The 25,080-nt window shown below is 62.4% G+C and carries 23 protein-coding genes and 1 riboswitch; of the genes, 12 read left to right on the top strand and 11 right to left on the bottom strand.

Features of this window, described 5'->3' with window-relative positions; genetic code table 11:
• The first annotated feature begins 963 nt into the window (after positions 1–963).
• The 11 genes from ACVW0Y_RS10870 (at position 964) to ACVW0Y_RS10920 (ending at position 11,735) form a co-directional block, all read left to right on the top strand.
• Positions 964–1,632 (top strand): trypsin-like serine protease, encoded by a 669-nt coding sequence (locus tag ACVW0Y_RS10870; RefSeq protein WP_457438478.1) that lies wholly within the window; start codon positions 964–966, stop codon positions 1,630–1,632.
• Between the two features lie 293 nt (positions 1,633–1,925).
• A riboswitch (cobalamin riboswitch) is annotated at positions 1,926–2,141 on the top strand.
• Between the two features lie 252 nt (positions 2,142–2,393).
• Complete coding sequence (gene cobO / locus ACVW0Y_RS10875; protein ID WP_457438208.1) at positions 2,394–3,005, top strand: cob(I)yrinic acid a,c-diamide adenosyltransferase; 612 nt, start codon at positions 2,394–2,396, stop codon at positions 3,003–3,005.
• Entirely contained in the window at positions 3,002–4,360 is a 1,359-nt protein-coding gene (locus tag ACVW0Y_RS10880) for a cobyrinate a,c-diamide synthase (protein WP_457438210.1), read from the top strand. Before cobO ends, ACVW0Y_RS10880 begins: the two co-directional genes overlap by 4 nt.
• Complete coding sequence (bluB, locus tag ACVW0Y_RS10885) at positions 4,357–5,007, top strand: 5,6-dimethylbenzimidazole synthase (RefSeq protein ID WP_457438212.1); 651 nt, start codon at positions 4,357–4,359, stop codon at positions 5,005–5,007. Before ACVW0Y_RS10880 ends, bluB begins: the two co-directional genes overlap by 4 nt.
• Positions 5,004–5,936: an adenosylcobinamide-phosphate synthase CbiB gene (cbiB, locus tag ACVW0Y_RS10890; RefSeq protein WP_457438214.1), complete on the top strand. Its 933-nt coding sequence runs from the start codon at positions 5,004–5,006 to the stop codon at positions 5,934–5,936. The genes bluB and cbiB overlap by 4 nt, the downstream gene beginning before the upstream one ends.
• The gene (gene cobD / locus ACVW0Y_RS10895; RefSeq protein WP_457438216.1) at positions 5,929–6,942 is read left to right on the top strand and encodes a threonine-phosphate decarboxylase CobD; all 1,014 of its coding nucleotides are present in this window, start codon (positions 5,929–5,931) and stop codon (positions 6,940–6,942) included. The genes cbiB and cobD overlap by 8 nt, the downstream gene beginning before the upstream one ends.
• Positions 6,939–8,390: a cobyric acid synthase gene (locus tag ACVW0Y_RS10900; protein ID WP_457438218.1), complete on the top strand. Its 1,452-nt coding sequence runs from the start codon at positions 6,939–6,941 to the stop codon at positions 8,388–8,390. The genes cobD and ACVW0Y_RS10900 overlap by 4 nt, the downstream gene beginning before the upstream one ends.
• A 471-nt stretch (positions 8,391–8,861) precedes the next feature.
• Positions 8,862–9,383: a bifunctional adenosylcobinamide kinase/adenosylcobinamide-phosphate guanylyltransferase gene (gene cobU, locus ACVW0Y_RS10905; protein WP_457438220.1), complete on the top strand. Its 522-nt coding sequence runs from the start codon at positions 8,862–8,864 to the stop codon at positions 9,381–9,383.
• A complete protein-coding gene (gene cobT, locus ACVW0Y_RS10910) occupies positions 9,380–10,435 on the top strand; it encodes a nicotinate-nucleotide--dimethylbenzimidazole phosphoribosyltransferase (protein ID WP_457438221.1) in 1,056 nt (351 codons plus the stop codon). The genes cobU and cobT overlap by 4 nt, the downstream gene beginning before the upstream one ends.
• Complete coding sequence (cobC, locus tag ACVW0Y_RS10915) at positions 10,432–11,004, top strand: alpha-ribazole phosphatase family protein (protein ID WP_457438222.1); 573 nt, start codon at positions 10,432–10,434, stop codon at positions 11,002–11,004. Before cobT ends, cobC begins: the two co-directional genes overlap by 4 nt.
• Positions 11,004–11,735 (top strand): adenosylcobinamide-GDP ribazoletransferase, encoded by a 732-nt coding sequence (locus tag ACVW0Y_RS10920; RefSeq protein ID WP_457438223.1) that lies wholly within the window; start codon positions 11,004–11,006, stop codon positions 11,733–11,735. The genes cobC and ACVW0Y_RS10920 overlap by 1 nt, the downstream gene beginning before the upstream one ends.
• A 137-nt stretch (positions 11,736–11,872) precedes the next feature.
• Here ACVW0Y_RS10920 and ACVW0Y_RS10925 read toward each other — a convergent pair whose 3' ends face one another.
• On the bottom strand, positions 11,873–12,271 hold the full coding sequence (locus tag ACVW0Y_RS10925) for a helix-turn-helix domain-containing protein (protein ID WP_457438479.1): 399 nt from the start codon (positions 12,269–12,271) through the stop codon (positions 11,873–11,875).
• Between the two features lie 140 nt (positions 12,272–12,411).
• On the bottom strand, positions 12,412–13,362 hold the full coding sequence (locus ACVW0Y_RS10930) for a GlxA family transcriptional regulator (RefSeq protein ID WP_457438225.1): 951 nt from the start codon (positions 13,360–13,362) through the stop codon (positions 12,412–12,414).
• A gap of 218 nt (positions 13,363–13,580) precedes the next feature.
• Here ACVW0Y_RS10930 and ACVW0Y_RS10935 point away from each other — a divergent pair, with 218 nt between their 5' ends.
• Positions 13,581–13,811 (top strand): hypothetical protein, encoded by a 231-nt coding sequence (locus ACVW0Y_RS10935; protein WP_457438227.1) that lies wholly within the window; start codon positions 13,581–13,583, stop codon positions 13,809–13,811.
• 9 nt (positions 13,812–13,820) lie between these two features.
• Here ACVW0Y_RS10935 and ACVW0Y_RS10940 read toward each other — a convergent pair whose 3' ends face one another.
• The 9 genes from ACVW0Y_RS10940 to ACVW0Y_RS10980 all read right to left on the bottom strand — a co-directional run bounded on the left by ACVW0Y_RS10940 (position 13,821) and on the right by ACVW0Y_RS10980 (position 25,071).
• On the bottom strand, positions 13,821–14,540 hold the full coding sequence (locus tag ACVW0Y_RS10940; RefSeq protein WP_457438228.1) for a S1 family peptidase: 720 nt from the start codon (positions 14,538–14,540) through the stop codon (positions 13,821–13,823).
• A gap of 117 nt (positions 14,541–14,657) precedes the next feature.
• Positions 14,658–15,284 (bottom strand): flavin reductase family protein, encoded by a 627-nt coding sequence (locus ACVW0Y_RS10945; protein ID WP_457438230.1) that lies wholly within the window; start codon positions 15,282–15,284, stop codon positions 14,658–14,660.
• Between the two features lie 61 nt (positions 15,285–15,345).
• Positions 15,346–16,722, bottom strand: coding sequence for a nucleotide 5'-monophosphate nucleosidase PpnN (gene ppnN / locus ACVW0Y_RS10950; RefSeq protein WP_457438231.1), 1,377 nt, complete (start codon positions 16,720–16,722; stop codon positions 15,346–15,348).
• A 241-nt stretch (positions 16,723–16,963) separates the two neighbouring features.
• Positions 16,964–18,346 (bottom strand): heavy metal sensor histidine kinase, encoded by a 1,383-nt coding sequence (locus tag ACVW0Y_RS10955; RefSeq protein WP_457438232.1) that lies wholly within the window; start codon positions 18,344–18,346, stop codon positions 16,964–16,966.
• Positions 18,336–19,016, bottom strand: a complete 681-nt coding sequence (locus ACVW0Y_RS10960) for a heavy metal response regulator transcription factor (protein WP_457438234.1) — start codon at positions 19,014–19,016, stop codon at positions 18,336–18,338. The genes ACVW0Y_RS10955 and ACVW0Y_RS10960 overlap by 11 nt, the downstream gene beginning before the upstream one ends.
• A 9-nt stretch (positions 19,017–19,025) precedes the next feature.
• The gene (locus ACVW0Y_RS10965; protein WP_457438236.1) at positions 19,026–22,121 is read right to left on the bottom strand and encodes a multidrug efflux RND transporter permease subunit; all 3,096 of its coding nucleotides are present in this window, start codon (positions 22,119–22,121) and stop codon (positions 19,026–19,028) included.
• Positions 22,118–23,290, bottom strand: coding sequence for an efflux RND transporter periplasmic adaptor subunit (locus ACVW0Y_RS10970; protein ID WP_457438237.1), 1,173 nt, complete (start codon positions 23,288–23,290; stop codon positions 22,118–22,120). Before ACVW0Y_RS10970 ends, ACVW0Y_RS10965 begins: the two co-directional genes overlap by 4 nt.
• 206 nt (positions 23,291–23,496) lie before the next feature.
• The gene (locus tag ACVW0Y_RS10975) at positions 23,497–24,291 is read right to left on the bottom strand and encodes an ABC transporter ATP-binding protein (RefSeq protein ID WP_457438239.1); all 795 of its coding nucleotides are present in this window, start codon (positions 24,289–24,291) and stop codon (positions 23,497–23,499) included.
• A 9-nt stretch (positions 24,292–24,300) separates the two neighbouring features.
• On the bottom strand, positions 24,301–25,071 hold the full coding sequence (locus tag ACVW0Y_RS10980) for an ABC transporter permease (protein ID WP_457438240.1): 771 nt from the start codon (positions 25,069–25,071) through the stop codon (positions 24,301–24,303).
• Between the last annotated feature and the right edge of the window lie 9 nt (positions 25,072–25,080).

A 25,080-nucleotide genomic window follows, 5' to 3' on the forward strand; every position in this document is an offset into this window, starting at 1 on the left:
TGGTGGTGTTGAGCGCGCCAGCGTCTGAGGAGTGGTTGGCCATGAAACCGCCAGGCTTTAACCCCCGTCATTAACCCCATCATCCGTCGTCCCAGGAAGGCTGGGACCCAGAATGCGGCGTCGTGCGTATTTCCCTGAGCCAGCCTGGATCCCAGCCTGCGCTGGGATGACGATGCTTGCTGGGATGCTGGTGGTGTTGAGCGCGCCAGCGTCTGAGGAGTGGTTGGCCATGAAACCGCCAGGCTTTAACCCCCGTCATTAACCCCATCATCCGTCGTCCCAGCGAAGGCTGGGACCCAGAATGCTGCGTCATGCGTATTTCCCTGAGCCAGCCTGGATCCCAGCCTGCGCTGGGATGACAGTGCTTGCTGGGGGGCGGTGGTGTTGCGCGAGCCAGCGTCCGTGGTCGGGGTCGACGATGCCTTCTCGTACGGCGCAACCCCAACCCCGCCACAGCATTCAACGCCTGGTGCAGTTCGTCGGTTGCGGCGTCCTTTTGTGGATAACCGCGTGCGCCTTTTTTCATGGCGACGAAAGTCGGAATACCACATCGTCTACATATGAAGCTTTATGTTTAGCAGGCCTGAAAAGCAATTGTTTTAGGTGTTTTCCTTGCCAAATTTAAGTGGTCCTAAATTTAATAATTTATTTTGCTGATTAGTAGGTGTGGAGTAATAATTTTTGCTCGTAGGTTGCTTCTGAATGCACTGAAATTGTATTGATTATTTAACTGTGTTGGTTAAGTTTTGGTCGTCGGTGTTATGAGTGGGTCGTGAGCGAAGTTTGGATCAGGTCAGGAAAGATCGATAAAAACTCCAATGCAAAGTCAGACACGAGGTTTACGCGATGACGTCATTAATAAATTTTCGGCAGGGGTGGGTGCTTGCAATAGATAACTTGCCTAGGTCGTATCCGATCACGTGGTTAAGGCTGCGCGAGAACTTGCAGAGCAGGCTCTTGGCCGTGCTGACCAGCGCATTGTCGATTGTGGCATTGCTGGCTTGCAACGATGCGCTGGCCATCCGTGGAGGTTCGCCTTCAGCGCAGTCATGGGTCGTGCGGGTGATCAATGTGGTCGATAACCAACAAACGGAAGGGTGCACAGGCGCAGCCGTCACACCGCAGATCGTCGTTACTGCTCAGCATTGCAACGCTAAAGCAGTTGTTTTTAAGGAGCGCTCCGTCTTGCTTGAGAGCGTCCACGATGTTCCTGGGACCCAAGCGAGACTGTTGGTGTTGGCTACACCGATAGCGCTTGATCAATACGCCCGATTGGGGCGCAACTTTATGGCAGCGGGGGCCACCGTCGGCGCTAACACGATAGGCATCGCTTACGGGTATGGCCCGCGAGCGGATGGGGTACAGCGAAGTATTGGTGTGAAGGTACGGTCTCATCGCAACACTAAAGATGGGGAGGTTTTTAATGTGGCGTCTATTGACGGGGCATTTGAGCGCGGCGATTCAGGTGGGCCATTAATTATCGACGGAGAGGTTGTAGGTGTTTTGTGGGGGGCTGAAGCCGGTGGCGATGCTACTTCAGTTATCTTTGACGGTCTCTCATTGGCCCTGGAACCAATTGTTGCTATGGGTCTTAATATCCGGGCGCAAGCTTTTATTGCTTCGGAACTGTGAGTAGAAGTGCATGCGCTGCATGCTGGCTGTATTAATAGAGGGCTACATCACCCTGAGGTGAAAGGCGGTTATAAGCCTGGCTGGCGATGGCAAGAGTTGCAAAGTCAAAAGTAGGTTTAACTACGATTTGAGCGGAATTCAAGGTTCAGCGCACAGTAAGCCAACACAGGCGAGATTCCCGGCAAGGTTCAAGTCCGGGGAACTTTAGGGAGGGGGCAGAGCGGAAAATCGGGGTGCCCCGATAAAGTTTTGCTGAGCGCTGTCGATTTGACGCTCAACCCCCAACCCTCTACCCTGCCTGCCTTGCTTCAGGTGGCCTTTTTTAGGCTGAAACTGGGAAGTCGGTTAAAGCACTTCAGGTGCCTCCAATCCGACGCTGCCCCCGCAACGGTAATTGAGCTGAAAACCCGCAACGCCACTGTGACCTGTCATGGGAAGGCGCGATTTTCTGTTGGCCGCATCCGGCCACGCTCATAAGCCCGGAGACCGGCCTGTCGCAGTTCCATGGCATTGCGGAGGGCTTTGCTTGGCGTCGGGTGGTTCTTCCTATCCCCGTGCGTCCGCCATTCTCCGCTAGCCTCAACCAAACCGTGTGAAAACTACTGCGCTCGGCTAAGCGGCGTTAAAAACAGACTCACAATGCTCATTGGCTACAGCCAACTCCGCTTGTTCGCCTGTCTTTGATATTGAAAGCGCCTTGCCTATCCTTCGCTCGCTACGTTTTCAAACGGTTTGGATCAACCGAGTTGCCGAGGTAAGCAATGAGCGAATCCGCAGAGCGCGACGCCCGCCACAAAGCGCGCATGGCCCGCAAAAAAGCCTTGATCGATGAAAAGATCGCCCTAGCCCAGGACGAATACGGTCTGCTGCTGGTGCACACCGGCAATGGCAAGGGTAAAAGCAGCTCGGCATTCGGCATGGTCGCCCGGGCCCTGGGTCACGGCATGAAGGTCGGCGTAGTGCAGTTCATCAAAGGTGCCGCGAGCACGGGTGAGGAAAAGTTCTTCCGCCGCTTTCCTGAAGAAGTCAGCTACCACGTGATGGGCGAGGGCTACACCTGGGATACCCAGGACCGCCAGCGCGATATCGACAAAGCCGTGGCCGCCTGGGCGGTGGCCAAGCAGTTGCTCAATGACCCGGGCATTGGCCTGGTGGTGCTCGATGAGCTGAATATCGCCCTCAAACACAACTACCTCGACCTCGACAGCGTACTTGCCGATATCGGCGGTCGTCCCGAGTTTCAGCATGTGGTCGCCACCGGCCGTGGCGCGCCGCCTGCGCTGATTGACGCGGCCGATACCGTCACCGAAATGGGCATGCTCAAGCACGCGTTCAAATCCGGCGTCAAAGCCCAGGCCGGGGTGGAGTTTTGAGCCACGCCACTGCCCATGCCTGCCCGGCGCTGTTGATTGCCGCGCCAGCCTCCGGCCAGGGCAAAACCACGGTCACCGCCGCCCTGGCGCGCTTGCATAGCCGCCAAGGCAAACGGGTGCGGGTATTCAAATGCGGGCCGGATTTTCTCGACCCGATGATTCTCGCCCGCGCCAGCGCTGCGCCGGTGTACCAACTGGATCTGTGGATGGTTGGTGCCGAGGAAAGCCGTCGTCTGCTCTGGGAAGCGGCGGCCGAGGCTGATCTGATTCTGATCGAGGGGGTGATGGGCCTGTTTGACGGCACGCCGTCGGCGGCCGATCTGGCGCGGCATTTCGGTGTGCCGGTGCTGGCCCTGATCGATGGCTCGGGCATGGCCCAGACCTTCGGTGCCATGGCCCATGGCATGGCCACCTACCAGGCCGACCTGCCATTCTCCGGGGTGTTGGCCAACCGCACCGGCAGCGCCCGCCATGGCGAAATCCTGCGTGATTGCCTGCCGGCCAGCATCCGCTGGTATGGCGCCTTGCCGCGCAGCGCCAGCATTGAACTGCCGAGCCGCCATCTGGGCCTGGTGCAGGCTGAAGAGCTGGAGGATCTGGATGCCCGTCTGGATGCCGCCGCCGACGCCCTGGCCGCCAGCGCCGATACCCGCCTGCCGCCGCCAGTCAGCTTTGCCGCGCCGGAGCAGAGCCGGCAGATTCCGCCGTTGCTGGCCGGCATCCGCATCGGTGTGGCCCGCGACACCTCGTTTGCCTTTCTCTACCAGGCCAACCTCGACCTGCTGCGCGAGCTGGGTGCCGAGCTGATCGAGTTTTCGCCCCTGCGCGACAGCGTGCTGCCGCAAGTCGACAGCCTGTACCTGCCCGGCGGTTACCCCGAGCTGCATCTGGCACCGCTGCAGGCCAACCAGGCGATGCGCGCCGCCGTTCACGCCCACCACGCGGCCGGCAAACCGATCCACGCCGAATGCGGCGGCATGCTCTATCTGCTCGACGCGCTGAGCGACAAGGAGGGCACCCGTGGCGAATTGCTCGGCCTGCTGCCGGGTAGCGCGCAGATGCACAAGAAGCTCAAGGCCCTGGCCTTGCAGGAAGTCGACCTGCCGGAAGGGCGGCTGCGTGGCCACACCTATCACTACTCGGAGCTGGACTGCGCCCTCGCGCCCCTGGCCCGTGGTGTCTGCCCGACCTACCAGCGCACCGCGGAAGCGGTGTACCGCATCGGCCGTCTGACGGCTTCGTATATCCACCTGTATATGCCGTCCAATCCGCAGGCCGCCGCTGCTTTGTTTGTACCCGGCGCGGCGTCGCTGGCCGCGCTTGCTAATACCAGCGGGGAAGCGCAACCGGCATGAGCGAGCACGCTTACAGTTGCGCCGAGCGCGCGGCGATCTACCGCGCCATCGCCGAGCGCCGCGATATGCGCCATTTCAGCGGCGGCACGGTGGCACCCGAGGTACTCGTGCGCTTGCTGGAAGCCGCGCATCACGCCCCCAGTGTCGGTTTGATGCAGCCGTGGCGGTTTATCCGCATCACCCGTGGCGAGCTGCGCGAGGCCATCCATGGCCTGGTGGAAGAGGAGCGGGTACGCACCGCCGAGGCCCTGGGCGAACGGGCCGATGAGTTTATGCGCCTGAAGGTCGAGGGCATTCGTGACTGCGCCGAACTGTTGGTGATCGCCCTCGCTGACGGCCGCGAGGCTCATGTGTTTGGCCGCCGCACCTTGCCGGAGATGGACCTGGCCTCGGTGTCGTGCGCTATTCAAAACCTCTGGCTGGCGGCCCGCGCCGAAGGCCTGGGGGTGGGCTGGGTGTCGTTGTTCGAGCCGCAGGCGCTGGCCGCTCTGCTGCACTTGCCGCTCGGTGCCAAACCGGTGGCGGTGCTGTGCCTGGGCCCGGTGCCGGAGTTTTACCCGACGCCCATGCTGCAACAGCAAGGCTGGGCCACACCGCGCCCCTTGGCAGAACTGCTGTTCACCGACACCTGGGAGGCGCAGCCATGAGCATCGCCTTGCTGAGCGTCGCTGGCGTTGCCCTGGACGCCATTTTCGCTGAGCCGAAACGTTGGCATCCGCTGGTCGGTTTTGGCCGCCTGGCCAATGCCCTGGAGCGCCGCTTCAACCGTCCTTACAGCGCCGCCGCAGACGACAGCGGCCGCGGCTGGCGCAGCCACGGCGTTACCGCCTGGGTGCTGGCGGTGCTGCCGCTAACCCTGGCCGCCTGGTTACTGAGCCTGTTGCCATATGTTGGCTGGCTGGTGGAGATCGTTGCGCTGTATCTGGCATTGGGCCTGCAAAGCCTCACCGAGCATGCCCAGCCGATTAGCCAGGCGCTGCGCGACGGTGAGCTGGCCAAGGCCCGCGAGCGGGTCGGCTATATCGTCAGCCGTGATACCTCGGCGCTGGACGAGCAGGGCGTGGCCCTGGCCGCCACCGAGTCGGTGCTGGAAAACGGCAGTGACGCGGTATTTGCCGCGCTGTTCTGGTTCGTTGTGCTCGGCGCTCCCGGTGTGGTGCTGTACCGCCTGAGCAACACCCTGGACGCCATGTGGGGCTACCGCAATGCGCGTTTCGAGCGCTTTGGCTGGGCGGCTGCGCGCATTGACGACGTGCTCAACCTGATTCCGGCACGGCTGGTGGCGCTGACCTACGCGTTGCTCGGCAATACTCGTCTGGCCCTGCGTTGCTGGTGGCGCCAGGGGTTTACCTGGTACAGCCCGAACGCCGGTCCTGTAATGGCCGCTGGTGCCGGTGCCCTGGGCGTCGCGCTGGGGCGTCCAGCCATGTACCACGGTGCCCTGCGGCAACGCCCGCCATTGGGCGAAGGCCCGCCCGCCGACGCCGAGGCCATCGAGCGTGCGCTACGCCTGGTGCGTCGCGGTGTACTGCTGTGGTTGTTGGTTTTGTTGCTGGGAGGACGCCTGTTTGCGTGAACCCATCGAAGGCGGCTTGCCGCATGGCGGGCGTTTGCAGCAGGCAGCGCGCGACTATGACATCGCCCTGGGCGACTGGTTGGACCTGTCCACCGGCATCGCCCCCTGGCCCTTTGCACTGCCGCCGATTCCCCTGAGTGCCTGGGCGCGTTTGCCGGAACCCGGCGACGCTCTGCATGCCGCCGCGTGCGGCTATTACGGGGTCAGCCAGCTATTGCCCGTGGCTGGCTCGCAGGCGGCGATTCAGCTGTTGCCACGGCTGCGTCAACACAGCCGGGTGGGCGTGTTGTCGCCTTGTTACGCCGAGCATGCGCACGCCTGGCACCAGGCCGGGCATTCTGTGGTGGAGATAACCGACGCCGAGCTCGAGGCGCAGTTACCCGGTCTGGACGTGCTGGTGGTGGTCAACCCGAACAACCCCACCGGCCGCCTGTGCAGCCGCGAGCAGTTGCTGGCCTGGCATGCACTGCTGGCCGAGCGCGGCGGTTGGTTGCTGGTGGATGAAGCCTTTATCGACATCACCCCGGAGCACAGCCTGGCAACCGAAAGCGCGCGCGAAGGGCTGATTGTGCTGCGCTCGTTCGGCAAGTTCTTTGGCCTGGCCGGGGCGCGGCTGGGCTATGTGCTGGCGGCGACACCGCTGTTGCAGGCGCTGGCTGACCGGCTCGGGCCATGGACCATCAATGGCCCGACACGCACGGTGGCGGCACACTGCTTTGCCGACATGGCGGCGCAACAACAGCAACGCCAACGCGTCCTGCAAGCCAGCGCACGCCTGGCTCAATTGTTGACGGATCATGGCCTGCAACCCACCGGTGGCTGTGGCCTGTTTCAGTGGTGGCAAGGCGAAGATGCCAGTCTGCTATACGATTTTTTCGCCTGCCAAGGCGTCTTGCTGCGCCTGTTTACGGCGACCAGCAGTCTGCGTTTCGGTCTGCCCGCCGATGAGGGTGAATGGCAGCGTTTAACCTGGGTATTGCAGGACTGGATGGAGCTTGGGCAATGAGTAGTCTGATGGTGCAAGGCACCACGTCGGATGCCGGTAAAAGCACCCTGGTCGCCGCGTTGTGCCGCTGGTTGCATCGCCAGGGCGTGGCCGTGGTGCCGTTCAAACCGCAGAACATGGCGCTCAACAGCGCGGTGACGGTGGACGGCGGCGAAATCGGCCGCGCCCAGGCCGTGCAGGCCCAGGCCTGTGGTTTGCCGGCACATACCGATATGAACCCGGTGCTGCTCAAACCCAATAGCGACACCGGTGCCCAGGTGATCATCCATGGCCGCGCCGTCACCAGCATGGAGGCGGCGCAGTACCACGACTATAAAAAGGTCGCCATGCAGGCGGTGCTGCAGTCGCACCAGCGGCTCAGCGATGCCTACCAAGTGGTGATGGTGGAGGGGGCCGGCTCGCCCGCAGAGATCAATCTGCGTGCCGGCGATATCGCCAATATGGGCTTTGCCGAGGCGGTGGATTGCCCGGTGATCCTGATCGCCGACATCGACCGCGGCGGGGTGTTTGCCCATCTGGTGGGGACCTTGGAACTGCTATCCGAAAGCGAGCAGGCGCGGGTCAAAGGTTTTGTCATCAACCGCTTTCGCGGTGCCCTGAGCCTGCTGCAACCGGGCCTCGACTGGCTGGAGCAGCGCACCGGCAAACCGGTGCTGGGGGTGTTGCCGTACCTCACCGACCTGCACCTGGAAGCCGAAGACGCCATCGACACCCGGCAGATCGCCAAAGCTGCCCAGGTGCTCAAGGTGGTGGTGCCGGTGCTGCCGCGCATCAGCAACCACACCGACTTCGACCCGCTGCGCCTGCACCCCCAGGTCGATCTGCAATTTATCGGCCCCGGCCAAGCCATTCCGCCCACCGATCTGATTATTTTGCCGGGCTCGAAAAGCACCCGTGGCGACCTCAAGGTACTGCGCAGCAATGGTTGGGAGGCCGCTATCAACAAACACCTGCGTTACGGCGGCAAGCTGCTCGGCGTCTGCGGTGGACTGCAGATGCTCGGCACCCAACTGCATGACCCGCTGGGGTTGGAAGGTGCCGCCGGGTCCAGCCCGGGCCTGGGCCTGCTGGACTTCGCCACCGTACTGGCCGAACACAAACAACTGCGCAATGTGCAGGGGCGCCTGTGGCTGGAAGAGGCTGCCATCAGCGGCTATGAAATTCATGCCGGGGTCAGCACGGGTCCGGCCCTGGAACAGTTCGCCGTGCAGCTCGACGATGGCCGCTGTGATGGCGTGCGCAGTGACGATGGGCAGATTCTCGGCACCTACCTGCATGGCCTGTTCGAAAGCCCCTCGGCTTGTAGTGCGTTACTGCGTTGGGCCGGGGTGCAAGAGGTGCAAGAGGTGGATTACCACGCGCTTCGTGAGCGGGATCTGGAGCGCTTGGCGGATTTGGTCGAACAGCATTTGGATGTGCATAAATTGAAGGGGATGTGCGGGTTATGACAGCGAGCGCGTCGTCCTGGCAGATTCTGGACCCCAGCCTGCGCTGGGATGACGGAGTTGTTAGCGCCAGCACCGTCCTGGCCACAGTTGAAGGGGATGTGCGGGTTATGACAGCGAGCGCGTCGTCCTGGCAGATTCTGGATCCCAGCCTGCGCTGGCATGACGGAGTTGTTAGCGCCAGCACCGTCCTGGCCACAATTGAAGGGGATGTGCGGGTTATGACAGCGAGCGCGTCGTCCTGGCAGATTCTGGATCCCAGCCTGCGCTGGGATGACGGAGTTGTTAGCGCCAGCACCGTCCTGGCCACAGTTGAAGGGGATGTTCGGGTTATGACAGCGAGCGCGTCGTCCTGGCAGATTCTGGGTCCCAGCCTGCGCTGGGATGACGGAGTTGTGAGTACCACCACCGTCGTCCCAGCGCAGGCTGGGACCCAGAATTTCCCGCCGTACATCAGGCTCAAAGGCACCCCCCATGCATGAACTGATTCTCGGCGGTGCCCGTTCCGGCAAAAGCCGTCTGGCCGAGCGCCTGGCCACGGAAAGCGGCTGGCCCGTCACCTATATCGCCACCTCGGAACCCCGGGATGGCGAAATGAGCGAGCGTATCCGCCAGCACCGCGAACGCCGCCCAGCCCATTGGAGCCTGGTGGAAGAACCGATTTATCTGGCCGACGCGCTGCAGGCCCACGCCGCCCCCGAACACTGCCTGCTGGTGGACTGCCTGACGCTGTGGCTGACCAACCTGCTGATGCTCGACGATCCTCAGCGCCTGGCCGCCGAACGCGAGGCGCTGCTGGCCTGCCTGGACGCGTTGCCAGGGCGTCTGCTGTTGGTCAGCAATGAAACCGGTATGGGGGTGGTGCCGCTCGGCGAGCTCACCCGCCGTTATGTCGATGAAGCCGGCTGGTTGCACCAGGCCCTGGCTGAGCGTTGCCAGCGGGTGATTTTCACCGTGGCTGGCTTACCGATGATTCTCAAAGGAGTGCCGTTATGAGTTTGTCCTGGTGGGCTGCGCCCAGTCAGCCGCTCGACTGCGTAGCCAAAAGCAAGGCCCAGGCGCGTCAGCAGATTTTGACCAAGCCCGCCGGCTCGCTGGCGGTGCTGGAACAGGTGGCCATCGACCTGGCGGCCATGCAGGGTCGCGAACGGCCGGTAATCGACAGCCTGTGGATCGCCATTTTCGCCGCCGACCATGGCGTGGTCGCCGAAGGGGTGTCGGCCTATCCGCAGGAAGTCACCGGGCAAATGCTGCGCAACTTTATCAACGGTGGTGCCGCCATCAGCGTATTGGCCCGCCACCTGGACGCGGCGCTTGAGGTGATCGACCTCGGCACCGCCGTGCCGCTGGAGCCGCTGCGCAATGTGCGGCACCTGAACCTGGGTGCAGGCACCTTCAACTTCGCCCAGGGCCCGGCGATGACCCAGACCCAGCTGTATATCGCCCTCGAAGCCGGGCGTGACAGCGTGCGCCGGGCCAAGGCCAGTGGTGCCCAGCTGTATATCGGTGGCGAGATGGGCATTGGCAACACCACCTCGGCCAGCGCCCTGGCCGCCGCGTTGCTGGGGTGCCCGACCAGGCTGATCGTCGGCCCCGGTACCGGCCTCAACGCCGCGGGCGTGGCCCATAAGGTGACGGTGATCGAGGCGGCGCTGCAGCTGCATGCGGCGCACCTGGCCGACCCCCTGGCGTTGTTGCAGCACCTCGGTGGTTTCGAGATCGCGGCCCTGGTCGGTGCCTATATCGCTTGCGCCCAGGAGGGCCTGACGGTGCTGGTGGACGGCTTTATCTGCACGGTCGCCGCCTTGCTCGCCGTGCGCCTGAATGCTGATTGCCGACCGTGGCTGCTGTTTGCCCATCAAGGTGCCGAGCCGGGTCATCACGCTGTGCTGGAAGCCCTGCAAGCTCAGCCGTTACTGCAACTCGGCCTGCGCCTGGGCGAGGGCAGTGGTGCGGCGCTGGCGGTACCGCTGCTGCAAATGGCCTGCTGCCTGCACAGCGATATGGCCACCTTTGCCGAAGCGGCCGTGGCCGACCGCCCAGCGTGACCCTGCACCTGAGCCTGCTGCGCCATGGTGCCACTGAACTGGCCGGCGGCTTTCGCGGCAGCATCGACGATGCCCTCACTTCCGAGGGTTGGGCGCAGATGCGTGCTGCGGTAGTCGAAGCCGGCCCCTGGGATCTGATCGTCAGTTCACCGCTGCAACGCTGTGCTGCCTTTGCCCAGGAACTCGCCGCTGACCGGGGTGTGCCGCTGCTACTGGAGCCCGATCTGCGCGAACTGCACTTCGGTGCCTGGGAAGGCCGCACGGCGCTGGCGTTGATGGCGGATCAGGAAACCGAGCTGGGGCTGTTCTGGAACGACCCATATGCTTTTACTCCACCAGCTGGTGAGCCGGTGCAGGTCTTCGCCCAGCGGGTGCTGGGTGCCATCGAAGGGCTGGCCGCCGACCACGACGGCAAGCGCGTGTTACTGATCAGCCATGGCGGGGTGATGCGCCTGCTGCTGGCCCAGGCGCGCGGTTTGCCCCGTGAGCACTTGCTGCAAGTGGAGGTGCAACACGCCAGCCTGCATCACCTGAACGTGCAGGTGCCTTGCCTGCTGACGGAGGCCTGATGATTCCGCTGTTGATCGCGGTGCAGTTTCTGACCAGTTTGCCGGTGCGTTTGCCGGGGATGCGCAGTCCGCAGGAGATGGGACGCTCGTTGCTGTGGTACCCAGCGGTGGGGTTGCTGATCGGGCTGCTGTTGTATGGGGTGGATGCCGTGCTCGGCGGTGCGCCGCTGTTGTTGCATGCGGCGTTGTTGTTGGCGGTGTGGGTTGCGCTCAGTGGGGCGCTGCACCTGGATGGTTTGGCCGACAGTGCCGATGCCTGGCTCGGCGGCTTTGGCGACCGCGAGCGCACCCTGAGCATCATGAAAGACCCGCGCAGTGGGCCGATTGCGGTGGTGGTGTTGGTGGTGGTGTTGCTGCTCAAGTTCGCCGCTTTGGTGGCGCTGGTGGAGCAGGGGCATTCGAGTGTGTTGCTGCTGGCACCCTGGTTGGCGCGGGGTTTGTTGCCGGTGCTGTTTATGACTACGCCCTATGTGCGCGCCGGTGGCTTGGGGCAGGCGCTTGCGGAACACCTGCCGCGGGAGCGGTTGCCGGTGGTGCTTGGGTTGCATGGGTTGGCGATGTTGCTGTTTGGCTGGAGCGCCGTGCTGATGTTGCTGGGTGGGGGATTGCTGTTTGTCTGGTTGCGCAGAGTGATGGTGGCGCGGCTGGGAGGGACCACTGGGGATACGGCTGGGGCTATGGTCGAGCTGGTTGAGTGTGCGGTTTTGGTGTTGGTGCTATGGGGCGGGTAGATCAACAGCCAGATCAGGATCAAAAGCCAGCCCTCAATCCCCGGTAGGAGCGGCTTCAGCCGCGAAAAACTCGCGGCTGAAGCCGCTCCTACAGGGATTGAGGTTGTTGTGGGAGGCTTCAGCCTCGCTGCTGGTGCTTAGCTGTTGCCACTCGCTGCCCTGTTGCGCCACACCATCGGGTTGATCCCTTCGGTTTTGGTGAAGGTGCGGGAGAAGTGGGCTTGGTCGCAGAAGCCGCATTCGGCGCTGATTTGCGTCAGGGTCATGGTGGACTCCTGGATCAGGCGTTTGGCTTGGGCGATGCGTTGGCGGTGGATCCAGTCTTGCGGGGACATACCGGTGCTGCGTTTGAAGGCGCGGGAGAAGTGGCTGCGGGACAGGGCGCAGGCTTGGGCCAGTTGCGGGACGGTGATCTTTTCGCCAAGCAGGGTGTGGATGAGGTTTTTCGCCAGGCGTTCGCGCCAGGGGGTCAAACCGCCAGTGACCAGGGTTTCAGCATCGTTCTCGTCATGGGTGTTGGCGGCGCAACGGGGCATCCATTGGAAACTGGTCATGGCTCTTCCTCTGTTCAAAGCTGCCATTGATTCTGGCAGGCGTTGAACAGCGAAGCGGCGTCAATGAAGGCCCGTGGCGGCCAACGAAGTGCGCAATACGGACACCCTCCAGGATGGCCGTTCTAGCCAAATTGCTGGCGGTATTGTATTGGCGTCAGGCCGAGCTTTTCGCTGAATAGAAAACGCATATGGCGGGTGCTGCCCAGGCCCGCGCGGTAGGCCACGGTTTTCAGCGGCAGGTCGGTGCTTTCCAGCAGGCTGCGGGCGCGGTCGATGCGCGCGTGCTGGAGGAACTCCATGGGCGTCATCTGCACTTCACGGTTGAACACCCGGGCGAAATGCCGTGCGCTCATGCCGGCCAGGCTGGCCATGCGCTCGACGGAGAAGTCTTCGTCCAGGTGCGCCAGCACGTATGTCTGCACTTTGTTGACCGGTGAATCCTTCTCGGCCAGTGCCGCCAGCATAGGGCTGAACTGCGCCTGCCCACCTTGGCGCTTCATTGCCACCAGCAGCACCTTGGCGACATCCACGGCAATGGCCTTGCCATGGTCTTCGGCGACTACCGCCAGGGCCATGTCGATACCCGCGGTGACGCCGCCGGAGGTCAGCAAGCGGCGGTCTTTGATATAGATCTGGTCGGTGCCGATGCGCGCCTTGGGGTAACGCTTGGCCAGGCGCTCGGTGTAGTTCCAGTGGGTGGTTACCTGGTGGTTATCCAGCAGGCCGGCCTCGCCGAGGATAAATGCCCCGGTGCAGATCGAGCCGTACAGCGGGCAGCGTTGCACTGCTGTTTTCAGCCAACGGGTGACCGCCGGATAACGCTCGTTGTAGGCACCGGGGCCGCCGGGAACCAGCAACAGGTCATAGGGTTCGCAGCCGTCATCAATGGACAGGTGGGTTTGCACCGTCACGCCATTGGAGGCGCGGATCTGCCGCTGTTCACTGCCGATGGTCAGCAACTGATACCAGTCGTTTTCCGGCAGATAGCGGTTGGCCACTGAAAACACTTCGAAGGGGCCTGCCATATCGAGCAACAAAAAGTCGGGGAACAACACGATTGCCACGGTTTTCATTGATTAACTCGTTGGGTAGTTAATTGCTAGAGTGCCCTGATATCGCTTGAAACCAATTGTTTTTAAACAGAAAAGTTCACCGGTGCAAGCTCTTCTGCACAGCGCTGTGTGCAGCTTGGCAGCGGGGGAAGGGAGGGAGTGCCGTGGTGGCGGATAAAGGCGCGCATACTCGACCTCTGTGCTGGCGCTTCGTCAGCGCGTGACACAAGGAACATCCCATGAGTCAGCGCACCTTTGCCCATCACCTGGTCTGGAACGCGGCGAAGCTGGTCGGTAAGGAACCCCAGGCGTTTTTGGCCATCCGCCGCCAGAGCGGCGGCAGCGACGCGGTGTATCACCGCATTCTGGCGGACCAGCGTTTCGAGTACAAAATCGATGCCGAAACCGCAGCGCTGGGCGAGCTGGCGAAGGTGGTCAGCATCGACAAAGACGACAATCCGGTGTTTTGAGCGGGCGAGTTACTCGCTCAGCGTCATCAAAATATCCGAATACCAGGCGCAGTTCAGGCCCAGGGCTTCGTCGATCTCAAGGTCGCGGTTCACGTCCAGGCGCGACGAGTGCACGCCGAGCAGCAGCCACGGCAGCTCGCGTTTGTCGTCGGCCGGCAGGCGCATCACGATTGGCGCGCCGCTGGAGCCACGGTGGGTGCGGGCGTCGGTAAGAAAGTAACCCTCGCCCTTGAAGCGCAGGCCAAAGGCCGAGGCGATGCTGGCCTGCCGTGCGACCGGCATATGGTGCAGGGTGTCGTGAAAGCCCAGAGGGAAGCCCACCACCAGCAAGGCGCTGCCGATTTCGATGCTCTTGGTGATGTCCGCCAGGTGCTCGGGGGTGAAGGCCTGGTACAGGGTGGTTTCTGGCAGGGCGCTACGGTCGATTTCGATCAGCGCGATATCGATCTCGCCGCCCGAATCGGTGCCCTGGCGCCACAGGCTTTTGCCATCTTCGAACAACGGAATGGAGAACCCGGTGGACTCGGCCAGGTTGTCTTCGTTGGTGTGCAGTTCGATTTGCAGATGGCTGGGGTGGTGGTCGGTAGGTTCGTCGATCACCACGTGGCGGCTGGTGACCAGAAACAGGCGCTCATCTCGGGCGAAGAAAAACCCGCTGGCATTGGTCAGCGGCCGCTCGAGATCGAAAGTGGAAACGCGGGTGGCGGCAAGCAGTAGGGGTTCCAGCATGATGCGATACGTCCTGTAAGGGGGCGGCGGTGTTAGTTAAGAAGGCCGCGCCAGCTGGAAGGTTCTAGAGATATTTTTGTGGCGGCTGATGGGTAGAGCGTAGCGAAACCCATGCTGTCACTTATCCACTACCGGCCGGTGCATATGGAACCGCTGGCTTTCGCTGATGCTGAAGTAGTCGGTGGGACCGCCGCCGCGCATGATCGGCTGGGCCAGTACGGTGTTGTACACACCGTCCTCCAGCACCGCGGTATCGATATGCACGGCCACCACTTCACCCAGTACCAGCCAGGTATTGATCAGCCCGCCATCGGCGTTTTGCAGCTGCACGATATCGCTGAGTCGGCATTCGAATGACACCGGGCTGGCCAGCACCCGCGGCGGTTTCACCAGGCGCGACGGCGCGGTGGCCAGGCCAGCCAATTCAAATTCATCGACCTCCGGTGCCACCAGTGCCGAGCTGGTGTTCATCTGCTCAGCCAGCGGCCGGCTGGCCAGATTCCAGACGAACTCTTTGCTGGCGGCAATATTGCGCACGCTGTCCTTCCAGCCAATGCTGGAAAAACCAATGATCGGCGGCGTGTAGTTGAAGGCATTGAAGAAGCTGTAGGGCGCGAGATTCAGCACCCCCTCAGGGCTTTGCGAGGAGATCCAGCCAATCGGCCGCGGGGCGACGATGGAGTTCAGCGGGTCGTGTTTCAGGCCGTGGCCGAGCTTGGGTTCGTAGAAATGGAATTCACGCATCAAAAGGCCTCATGCAGGTCACCCGTAGGAGCGCCGGACCGGCCGCTCCTACGAGATGGAGTTAGCTGTTAATCACCCGATAACACGGTACATACGCCGCGCCACCGGGCAACTTCATCCGGTGCTGTTCGACAAAGGCCTGCAGCAAATGGTCCAGCGGCTCCATGATTTGCGGGTCGCCATGGATTTCATACGGGCCGAACTCTTCGATCAGGCGAATGCCGGTGGCCTTCACGTTGCCGGCGACGATGCCGGAAAACGCTCGGCGCAGGTTGGCCGCCAGTTCATGCGGGGCCACGTGGCGGTTCAGTTGCAGAGCGGCCATATTGGCGTGGGTTGGCTCGAACGGACGTTGGAAACCTTCGTCGATTTTCAGCAGCCAGTTGAAGTGGAAGGCGTCCGCGCGCTCGCGGCGGAACTGTTTCACTTCCTTCAGACCCTGGGTCATCTGCCGCGCCACTTCGGCCGGGTTGTCCATGATGATCTGATAATGCGCCTGCGCGGTTTCACCCAGGGTGGCACCGATAAATGCATGCAACTGGTCGAAGTAGGGCTTGGCGCTTTTCGGCCCGGTAAGGATCACCGGGAACGGCAGATCCTGGTTGTCCGGGTGCATCAGAATGCCCAGCAGGTACAGGAACTCTTCGGCGGTGCCGGCACCGCCGGGGAAGATGATGATGCCGTGGCCCACGCGGACAAAGGCCTCCAGGCGTTTCTCGATATCCGGAAGAATCACCAGCTCATTGACGATCGGGTTCGGCGCTTCGGCGGCGATGATGCCCGGCTCGGTCAGCCCCAGGTACCGGCTGCCGGTGATGCGTTGCTTGGCATGGCTGATGGTGGCGCCTTTCATCGGCCCCTTCATTACCCCGGGACCGCAGCCGGTGCAGACGTCCAGGCTGCGCAGGCCCAGCTCGTGGCCGACCTTCTTGGTGTACTTGTATTCCTCGGTGCTGATCGAGTGGCCACCCCAGCACACGACGATTTTCGGCTCCACGCCGGGGCGCAGGGTGCGGGCGTTGCGCAGCAGATGGAAGACGTAATCGGTGATGCCCTGGGAGGTTTCCAGGTCGATGCGTTGGCTATCGAGTTCGTTCTCGGTGTAGACGATGTCGCGCAGGGCGCTGAACAGCATCTCGCGGGTGCTGGCGATCATTTCGCCATCGACAAAGGCGTCGGCCGGAGCGTTCAGCAGTTCCAGGCGTACGCCGCGGTCTTGCTGGTGAATCTTCACTTCGAAGTCTTTGTAGGCGTCGAGGATGGTTTTGGCGTTATCGATGTGCGCGCCAGTGTTGAGAATGGCCAGGGCGCACTGGCGGAAAAGGTCGTAGATGCTGCCGGAACCGGCTTCGCTGAGTTGCTGCACTTCGCGTTGGGACAATGTCTCCAGGCTACCTTTGGGGCTGACTGAGGCGTTGATTACTTGTCTGTGGCGCATTCTGAATTCCATGAATGAGGTGCGATGGGCCGCTGAGCAGCGGCACCGTAGTGAGGGGGTAGTGTGCCGTGTGGAAGGGGGCAATGTCACAACGGATTGTGTACGGGGCAAGGCTACAGACAGATGTGCAATGGGGTTGTTCCGTCACATGTGGCAGCCGGTGACAGGCATGCACAGGTGTTCTTCGGCAGATTCTGGATCTCAGCTGCGGCGATGCTGATCCCGTTCACCGTCGGGCTTGCTACGCCGGCAGGTACATCCCAAACGTATTGACGCCATCGCGGCTATCCACAAACACCTCACCGCCATGCATCAGCGCAATCGCCTTGACGATGGCCAAGCCCAATCCATGGTTGGCACCGCTATTGGTGCGTGCCGCATCCACCCGGTAGAAGCGTTCGAAGAGGCGCGGCAGGTGTTCGCTGACGATGATTTCGCCGGGGTTGGCCACACCGATGCTGACGCGCTGTTCCAGGCGGTTGATATGCACGTTGATGGTTTGCCCGGCCGCAGTGTGTTGCACGGCGTTGTTGAGCAGGTTGATCAGGGCCCGGCGAAAGTGCGCGCGTTCGATCAGTACCTGGGCGTCGCCATGCACCTGCACCTGCACGCCGGCGTCTTCGAGGATAAAGTCCAGGTAGTCCACGGCGGTGGCGACTTCAGCCGCCAGCGAGGTGCTGGTTAGTTGCGTGGCTTTATCGCCTTGGTCGGCGCGGGCCAGGAACAGCATGTCGTTGATGATCGAGCGCAGCCGCTCAAGTTCTTCCAGGTTGGATTGCAGCACTTCGAAGTAATGCTCGGCCGAGCGGCCGCGGGTCAGGGCTACCTGGGTCTGGCCAATCAGGTTGGTCAGTGGCGAACGCAGCTCGTGGGCGACGTCGGCGTTGAAGGATTCCAGCCGCGTGTAGGCCTGTTCGACGCGGCCCAGGGTGGTGTTGAAGGCGCTGGCGAATTGCTGCAGTTCCGGCGGCAGGGACGACAGTTGCAGGCGACCGGACAAGCGCGGTGGGGTGAGTTTTTCCGCTTCGGCGGAGAGTTTGATCAGCGGCCGCAGGCCGATGCGCGCCACCCAGTAGCCGAGTGCCGAGGCCAGCAGCACGCCGATCACCGCCAGGCTGATCAGGGCGATCAGCAGGTGGTGTTGGGTTTGCCAGAAGGTCTCGGTGTCGATGGCGATCAGAAAGCGCAGGGGCGGGCGGCCGTCTTTGGCCTGGAACTGGCTGATCAGCACTTTTTGCGGATAGGCGCGGTCTTCGATATCCAGGTCGCGGATACCCAGCGGACCGCCGGCGAACTGGCGGATGTTGGCGTCGGGGTTGCCGAATTCGAAGTGCGGGTCACCGCTCACTATCCAGAAGCGGATGCGTTTGTCTTCTTCACTGAGCAGCCGCAGTTTGTTGGTGATCTTCAGCCAATGCTCTTCGGTGCCAAAGCGGTCGATGGCCGATTCCAGCACGCTGTAACGGGCGTCCAGTTCGGCTTCGGGGAGCATGTTCATGCCCTTGTCCACTTGCTGGTAGAGGGCACCGCCAATCAGCAGAAACACCAGCAACGCCACCAGGGTGAACAGCGCGCTCATGCGCAGGGCGATGGATTTGCTCAGCGCGGCCGGTTCACTCGCCATGGCGGTTCTCCAGCACATAACCCATGCCGCGGATGGTGTGCAGCAGCTTGCCGGCAAAGGGGCCGTCGAGCTTGGCACGCAGGCGTTTGATTGCCACTTCCACGACGTTGGCGTCGCTGTCGAAATTCACGTCCCAGACCATTTCCGCCAAGGCGGTTTTCGAGAGGATTTCACCCTGGTGCCGGGCCAGGGCGCTGAGCAGGGAAAACTCCTTGGCGGTCAGGTCCAGGCGTTGTCCCGCGCGGCTGGCTTTGCGGCTGATCAGATCGACGGCCAGATCGGCGATGGCGATCTGCACCGGCTCCTGGGCGGCGCCGCTGCGGCGGGTCAGGGCCTGCAGGCGGGCCACCAGTTCGAGGAAGGAAAAGGGTTTGCCCAGATAGTCGTCAGCGCCTTCGCGCAGGCCGCGGATGCGGTCTTCCACCCGTTCACGGGCGGTAAGCATGATCACCGGGGTTTGCTTGCGGGCGCGTAAAGCGCGCAGTACGGCAAAGCCGTCGAGGCCCGGCAGCATGACGTCGAGGACGATCACCGCATAGTCGTTTTCCAGCGCCAGGTGCAGGCCTTCGATGCCGTCGCGGGCCACGTCCACCGCGTAGCCCTGTTCAGTGAGGCCACGGTGCAGGTAGTCGGCGGTCTTTTCTTCGTCTTCGATAATCAGAATGCGCATGGGCCGGTCTCAATGGTCAGTGGCGGCGTGCAACGCGGGCTGGCGTCGGTGCAACCAGCGCTCCAGGGCCAAGTATATGACCGGCGTGGTGAACAGCGTCAGCGCCTGGCTGACCAGCAGGCCGCCAACCACGGCAATCCCCAGGGGCTGGCGCAGCTCGGCGCCGGTGCCGAAACCGAGCATCAGCGGCAGGGCACCGAGCAGAGCGGCGAGGGTGGTCATGATGATCGGCCGGAAGCGGGTGATACAGGCTTGATAAATCGCCTCTTGCGGCGACAGCCCTCGTTGGCGCTGGGCTTCGAGGGCGAAGTCAATCATCAGGATGCCGTTCTTTTTGACGATACCGATCAGCAGCACCAGGCCGATCAGCGCCATGATCGAGAAATCCTGGCCGCACAGCCAGAGCATGATCAACGCACCCAGGCCCGCCGAGGGCAGGGTGGAAATAATGGTCAGCGGGTGCACAAAGCTCTCGTAGAGCACGCCGAGAATGATGTACACCGCCACCAGCGCCGCCAGGATCAGCCACGGCTGGCTGGCCAGCGAGCTCTGGAAGGCCTGCGCCGCTCCCTGGAAGTTGCCAGCGATTTCCGCCGGCATGCCGATGTCCAGTTTGGCCTGGTTCAGCGCCCGCACGGCATCGCCCAGGGCCACACCGGGGGCCAGGTTGAACGACAGGTTGGCGGCCGGAAACATGCCGTCATGGGCGATGGACAGCGGCCCGCTGGTGGGCGCATCGACTTTGGCCAGGGCCGACAGTGGCACCATTTCGTTGCTCAGCGGCGAGCGCAGGTAGAAGTAATTCAGGCTCTCGGCCTTGCCGCGTTGCTGCTCGTTGAGTTCGAGGATCACCTTGTACTGGTTGGTCTCGGTCTGGAACTCACTGATCTGCCGCTGGCCAAAGGCGTCGTACAGGGCCTGGTCGACATCGCTGGTGGTCAGGCCGAAACGCGCAGCGGCGCTGCGGTCGATGCTGATATGGGTGATGCTGCCGCCCAGTTGCAGGTCGTTGGACATATCGCGGAAGGCCGGGTCGGCGCGCAGCTTTTCGGTCAGGCGCTGGGTCCAGAGGTTGAGGCTGGGACCGTCGTTGCTTTTCAGCGTGTATTGATACTGGCTACGGCTGGGGCCGGCGCTGAGGTTGATGTCCTGCCCGGCGCGCAGGTACAGAACGATGCCCGGTACTGCCATCAGTTTCGGGCGTAGGCGGTCAATAAATTCACTGGCCGATACATCCCGCTCGCCGCGGGGTTTGAGGGTGATCCAGAAGCGCCCGTTGGCGATGGTCTGGTTGTTGCCGCTGACGCCGACCGAGTGGGAGAACACGCTGACAGCCGGGTCGGCGGCGACGATCCTGGCCAGTTCCTTGTGCTTGGCCAGCATGTCCGGGAAGGAGATATCTGCCGCCGCTTCAGTGGTGCCCTGAACAAAACCGGTGTCCTGTACCGGGAAGAAGCCCTTGGGAATAAACACGTAACCGATAATGGCCAGCACCAGGGTGGCGCAAAACAAACCGAGCATCAGCCGCTGATGATTGAGGGCCCGCCGCAGGCCATGGTCGTAGCGGCTGAGCAGCCAGTCGCCAAAGCCTTTGCGCGGTTCGCCGTGATGGGCCTGCACCTTCATGAACAGGGCGGCCAGGGTAGGTGCCAGGGTCAGGGAAACCACCACGGAAATCAGAATGGTCGAGGTGGCCGTCAGGGCGAATTCCTTGAACAGGCGGCCCACCACACCGCCCATAAACAGCAGCGGAATAAACGCGGCGACCAGCGAGAAGCTGATGGAGACCACGGTAAAACCGATCTCCCCGGCACCCTTGATCGCCGCTTCGCGCATACCGTCGCCGGCTTCCAGATGACGGTGGATGTTTTCCACCACCACGATGGCGTCGTCCACCACAAAGCCCACGGCGACGACGATGGCCACCAGGGTCAGGTTGTTCAGGCTGAAACCCAGCACATACATCAGAGCAAAGCTGGCAATCAGCGACACGCCGAGCACGCTGGTCACGATCAGGGTCGCCGACCACTGGCGCAAAAACAGCGCCATCACCGCCACCACTAGAATCACGGCGATCAGCAGGGTGATTTCCACTTCATGCAGGGAGGCGCGAATGGTTTGCGTACGGTCGTTGAGCACGGTGATATCGATCGACGCCGAGAGCATGGCCTGCAGGCGCGGCAGCTCGCTCTGAATGCGGTCTACGGTTTCGACAATGTTGGCGCCGGGCTGGCGGAAGATCACCAGGTTGAGCCCCGGCCGCTCATTGGAAAACGCCTGCACATAGGCGTTTTCCGAACCGTTGATGACCCGCGCGACATCGTGCACATGCACCGGCGCGCCATCTTTGTAGGAGACGATCAGTTGGCCATATTCTTCGGGCTGGAACAGTTGGTCGTTGGTCGACAGGGTGGAAATGCTCGAGTCACCGTACAGCGCGCCTTTGGCCAGGTTGAGGCTGGTTTGCTGCAGTGCGGTGCGCAAGTCCGCCAGCGTCAGACCGAGGGCGGCCAGTTTGTCCGGCGAAGCCTGCACGCGAATGGCCGGGCGCTGCTGGCCGGAGATATTGATCAAGCCGACGCCATCGATCTGGCTGAGCTGGCGGGCGAGGATGGTTTCCGCCTGGTCACTGAGTTCGGTGCCGGGCATCTGGTCAGAGCTGACGGTAAGGATCAGCACCGGGCTATCGGCCGGGTTGACCTTGCGCCAGGTCGGCAGGTTGGGCATGTCCTGGGGCAGCTTGCCAGCGGCGGTGTTGATCGCTGCCTGCACTTCCTGAGCCGCGCTGTCGATGCTCTTGTCCAGGGTGAACTGCAGGATCAGCTGGGTCGAGCCCAGGGCACTGGTGGAGGTCATCTGGGTCATGCCGGGGATGGCACTGAACTGCACCTCCAGTGGCGTGGCCACCGAGGAGGCCATGGTGTCCGGGCTGGCACCGGGTAATTGCGCGCTGACCTGAATGGTCGGGAATTCCGCCTCCGGCAGCGGTGCCAGGGGCAGCTGCGGAAAGGCGATGGCACCCAACAACACCAAGGCAAAGGTCAGCAGCAGCGTGGCGACGGGGTGGTCGACGCACCAGGCTGAAATCGAGCCGCGGCCCTTCACGGGGTCACCTGCGCGGTGGCGGTGGGGGGCGGATCATCGCTGAGCACTTCAATTTTTGCGCCCGGTTTCAGGCGCGACTGACCATCACGAATCAGCACCGTGCCGAGCTGAATGGCCTCGGCCGGCACGCCCTGAATAATGTTCAGCTCGCTGTCCTGATAGAGCAGCTTGACCGGCACGCTTTCCACCACGTCGCCCTTTACCCGGTAGACGAAATATTGCTCCAGCCCGCGTTGCACCACCTGTGGCGGTACCACCAGGGCGGCCTTGTCGACGGCGGTCTGCACCTTCACCGTGACCAATTGGCCCGGCCACAGGCTTTGCCCGGCGTTGGCGAACTCGGCCTTGGCGCGCAAAGTGCCGGTGGTGGCGCTGACCTGGTTGTCGATCAGGCGCAATTGGCCCTGGGCCAGCAGGGTGCCGCTTTGTTCGTGGTCGCTGAGGTAGGCATCGACCCGCGCCGGGGTGGGTGCGCTGAGCAATTGCTGCAAAGTCGGCAGCAGGTTTTGCGGCAGGGAGAACTCGACGGCAATCGGGTCGATCTGGGTGACGCTGAACAGCCCCTGGGCATCGCTCACGCGCAGGAAGTTGCCTGGGTCGACGGTGCGAATACCCACGCGGCCGGACACCGGTGAACGGATTTGCGTATAGGACAGCTGCACCTGCGCGGCGGCGATGGCCGCCTGGTTGCCCAGCACCGTGGCTTTCAGTTGGTCGTACAACGCCTGCTGTTGGTCGAGGGTCTGCTTGGAAACGCCGTCATCGACGCTCAGCACTTTGTAGCGTTTGAGGTCCACCTCGGCGACATGCAACTGCGCCTGGCTTTGTCCAAGCTGCGCCTTGGCCTGATCGAGGCTGGCACGAATGGCGCGGTCATCGATTTGCGCCATCAGGTCGCCGGCCTTTACCCATTGGCCTTCCTTGACCAGCAACTGGGTCAACACGCCATCGATCTGGGTGCGCACCACCACGCTATGCAGCGACAACACGGTGCCGATGCCGCTGATATAACGCGGCACGTCCTGCTGTTTGACCGCCACCACATGTACCGGAACAGCCACCGGGCCGGTGGTTTTGCCAGCGGCGGATTTGGGCAAAAAGCTTTTTACCGCAACGGCAAGAACCACCAGAACAACAACGGAAACCAGAAGTTTGCTGCGAGTGCGCATGCCGATGACGCCAGACCAGGAGATAGGGAAAAGCTAGCGTTCCCTTATACCTGTTCAAGACGGTCATCAGGGTGACGGCTAAATGACCGGATTGTCAGTTTCGTGGGAGCAGTGTTTGCAGGGTCGGCCAATCGCGGCTAAAGCCGCTCCTCCGGATTGTGCGATTTCGTAGGAGCGGCTTCAGCCGCGATTCCTGGAAAAGGCCATTAATGCCCGGTCAGCTCACTCAACAACTCATCCTTCAAACGCTGCAACACCGGCGAAGCGCGGTCACGCGGATGCGGCAGGTCCACGCGGATTTCGTGTTTGATCCGCCCCGGGTAAGAGTCGAGCACGATCACCCGGTCGCCCAGGTACAGCGCTTCTTCCACATCGTGGGTGACCATGATCATGGTGCTGCGCTGCTGCACCCAGATGCGTTGCAGTTCGCCCTGCAGGTGTACGCGGGTCAGGGCATCCAGCGCGCCCAGCGGTTCATCGAGGAGGAGGATTTTCGGCTGGGTGATCAGCGCCCGGGCAATTGCTGCCCGTTGCGCCATGCCGCCGGAGAGCTGGTGCGGGTAGGCCTGTTCGAAGCCTTTGAGGCCCACCAGAGCAATATGCTCGGCCACCAGGCGTTGTTTTTCCGCTTTGGCGATGGGCTGGTTTTTCAGCGCCAGGGTGATGTTTTTCTCCACCGTCATCCACGGGAACAGCCGGTGGTCCTGGAACACGATGCCGCGTTCCAGGCTGGTGGCGGTAATGCGCTGGCCGTCGAGCAGGATGTCGCCGTCGTAGTCGTCGTCGAGACCGACGATCAGGCGCAGCAGGGTGGATTTACCGCAGCCGCTGGCACCGATGATGCTGACGAACTCGCCCGGGTTGACGTTCAGGTTGATGTTTTGCAGCACCTGCAGGGGTTGCCCCTCGATCTGGTACTGCTTGGACAGGCCCTGAATCTGCAGGGCACCTGGCAATGCCAGGCTGCTGGCCAGCGGGGCGTCTTTGAGTTGTGCGTTCACAGGGTTCACCTATCCACGAATATTGCGCCAGCGCAGCAGGTAGCGGCTCAGGCGGGAAAACAGCAGGTTCATCAGGTAGCCACACAGGCCGATGCACAGCACGCAGACCACAATGATCTCCATGCGCGCACTGGCCTCGGCGTTCATCATCAGGTTGCCCAGGCCGGCACCGGAGGACAGAAACAGCTCACTGCCCACCGCTGTCACCCAGGCAAAGGCCAGGGCATGCAACACGCCATTGGCGATGCTTGGCAGCGCAGCCGGCAGCAGCACATGGCGAAACTGTTGCGCACCGCTGAGTTCCAGCACGCGACCGACTTCGCGGTAGCGTTTGTCGACCCCGGTAAAGCCCTCGTAGGTGTTGAGCACCATGGGGTAAAAGGCGGCGAGGGTGACGATCAGTACCTTGGAGGTTTCACCGTTGCCGAACCACATGGCGATCAGCGGAATCCAGCCAAGCATCGGCACCTGGCGAAGCGAGTGAAACAGCGGGCCAACCAGGCGGTCGGCGACCTTCGACAGCGCCATCAACACACCGACGCTGACCCCAAACACAATGCCCAGGGCCAGGCCGCTACTGGTACGCGCCAGGCTGGCGAGCAGGTTGGTCAGCAATTCGCCATTGCCGAGCAGCTCGACAAAGGCCGCACGGATGGTGCTGACCGGCACCAGGGCATAGGCCCAGGTGGCACCCTGACGCGACACTGCATCCCATAACAACACCAACGCTATCGGTAGCACCAAGCCACGCAAAGGCTTGAGGCGAGCGAACAGATTCATCGCCATCTC

The sequence above is a fragment of the Pseudomonas sp. TE3786 genome (assembly GCF_054057335.1).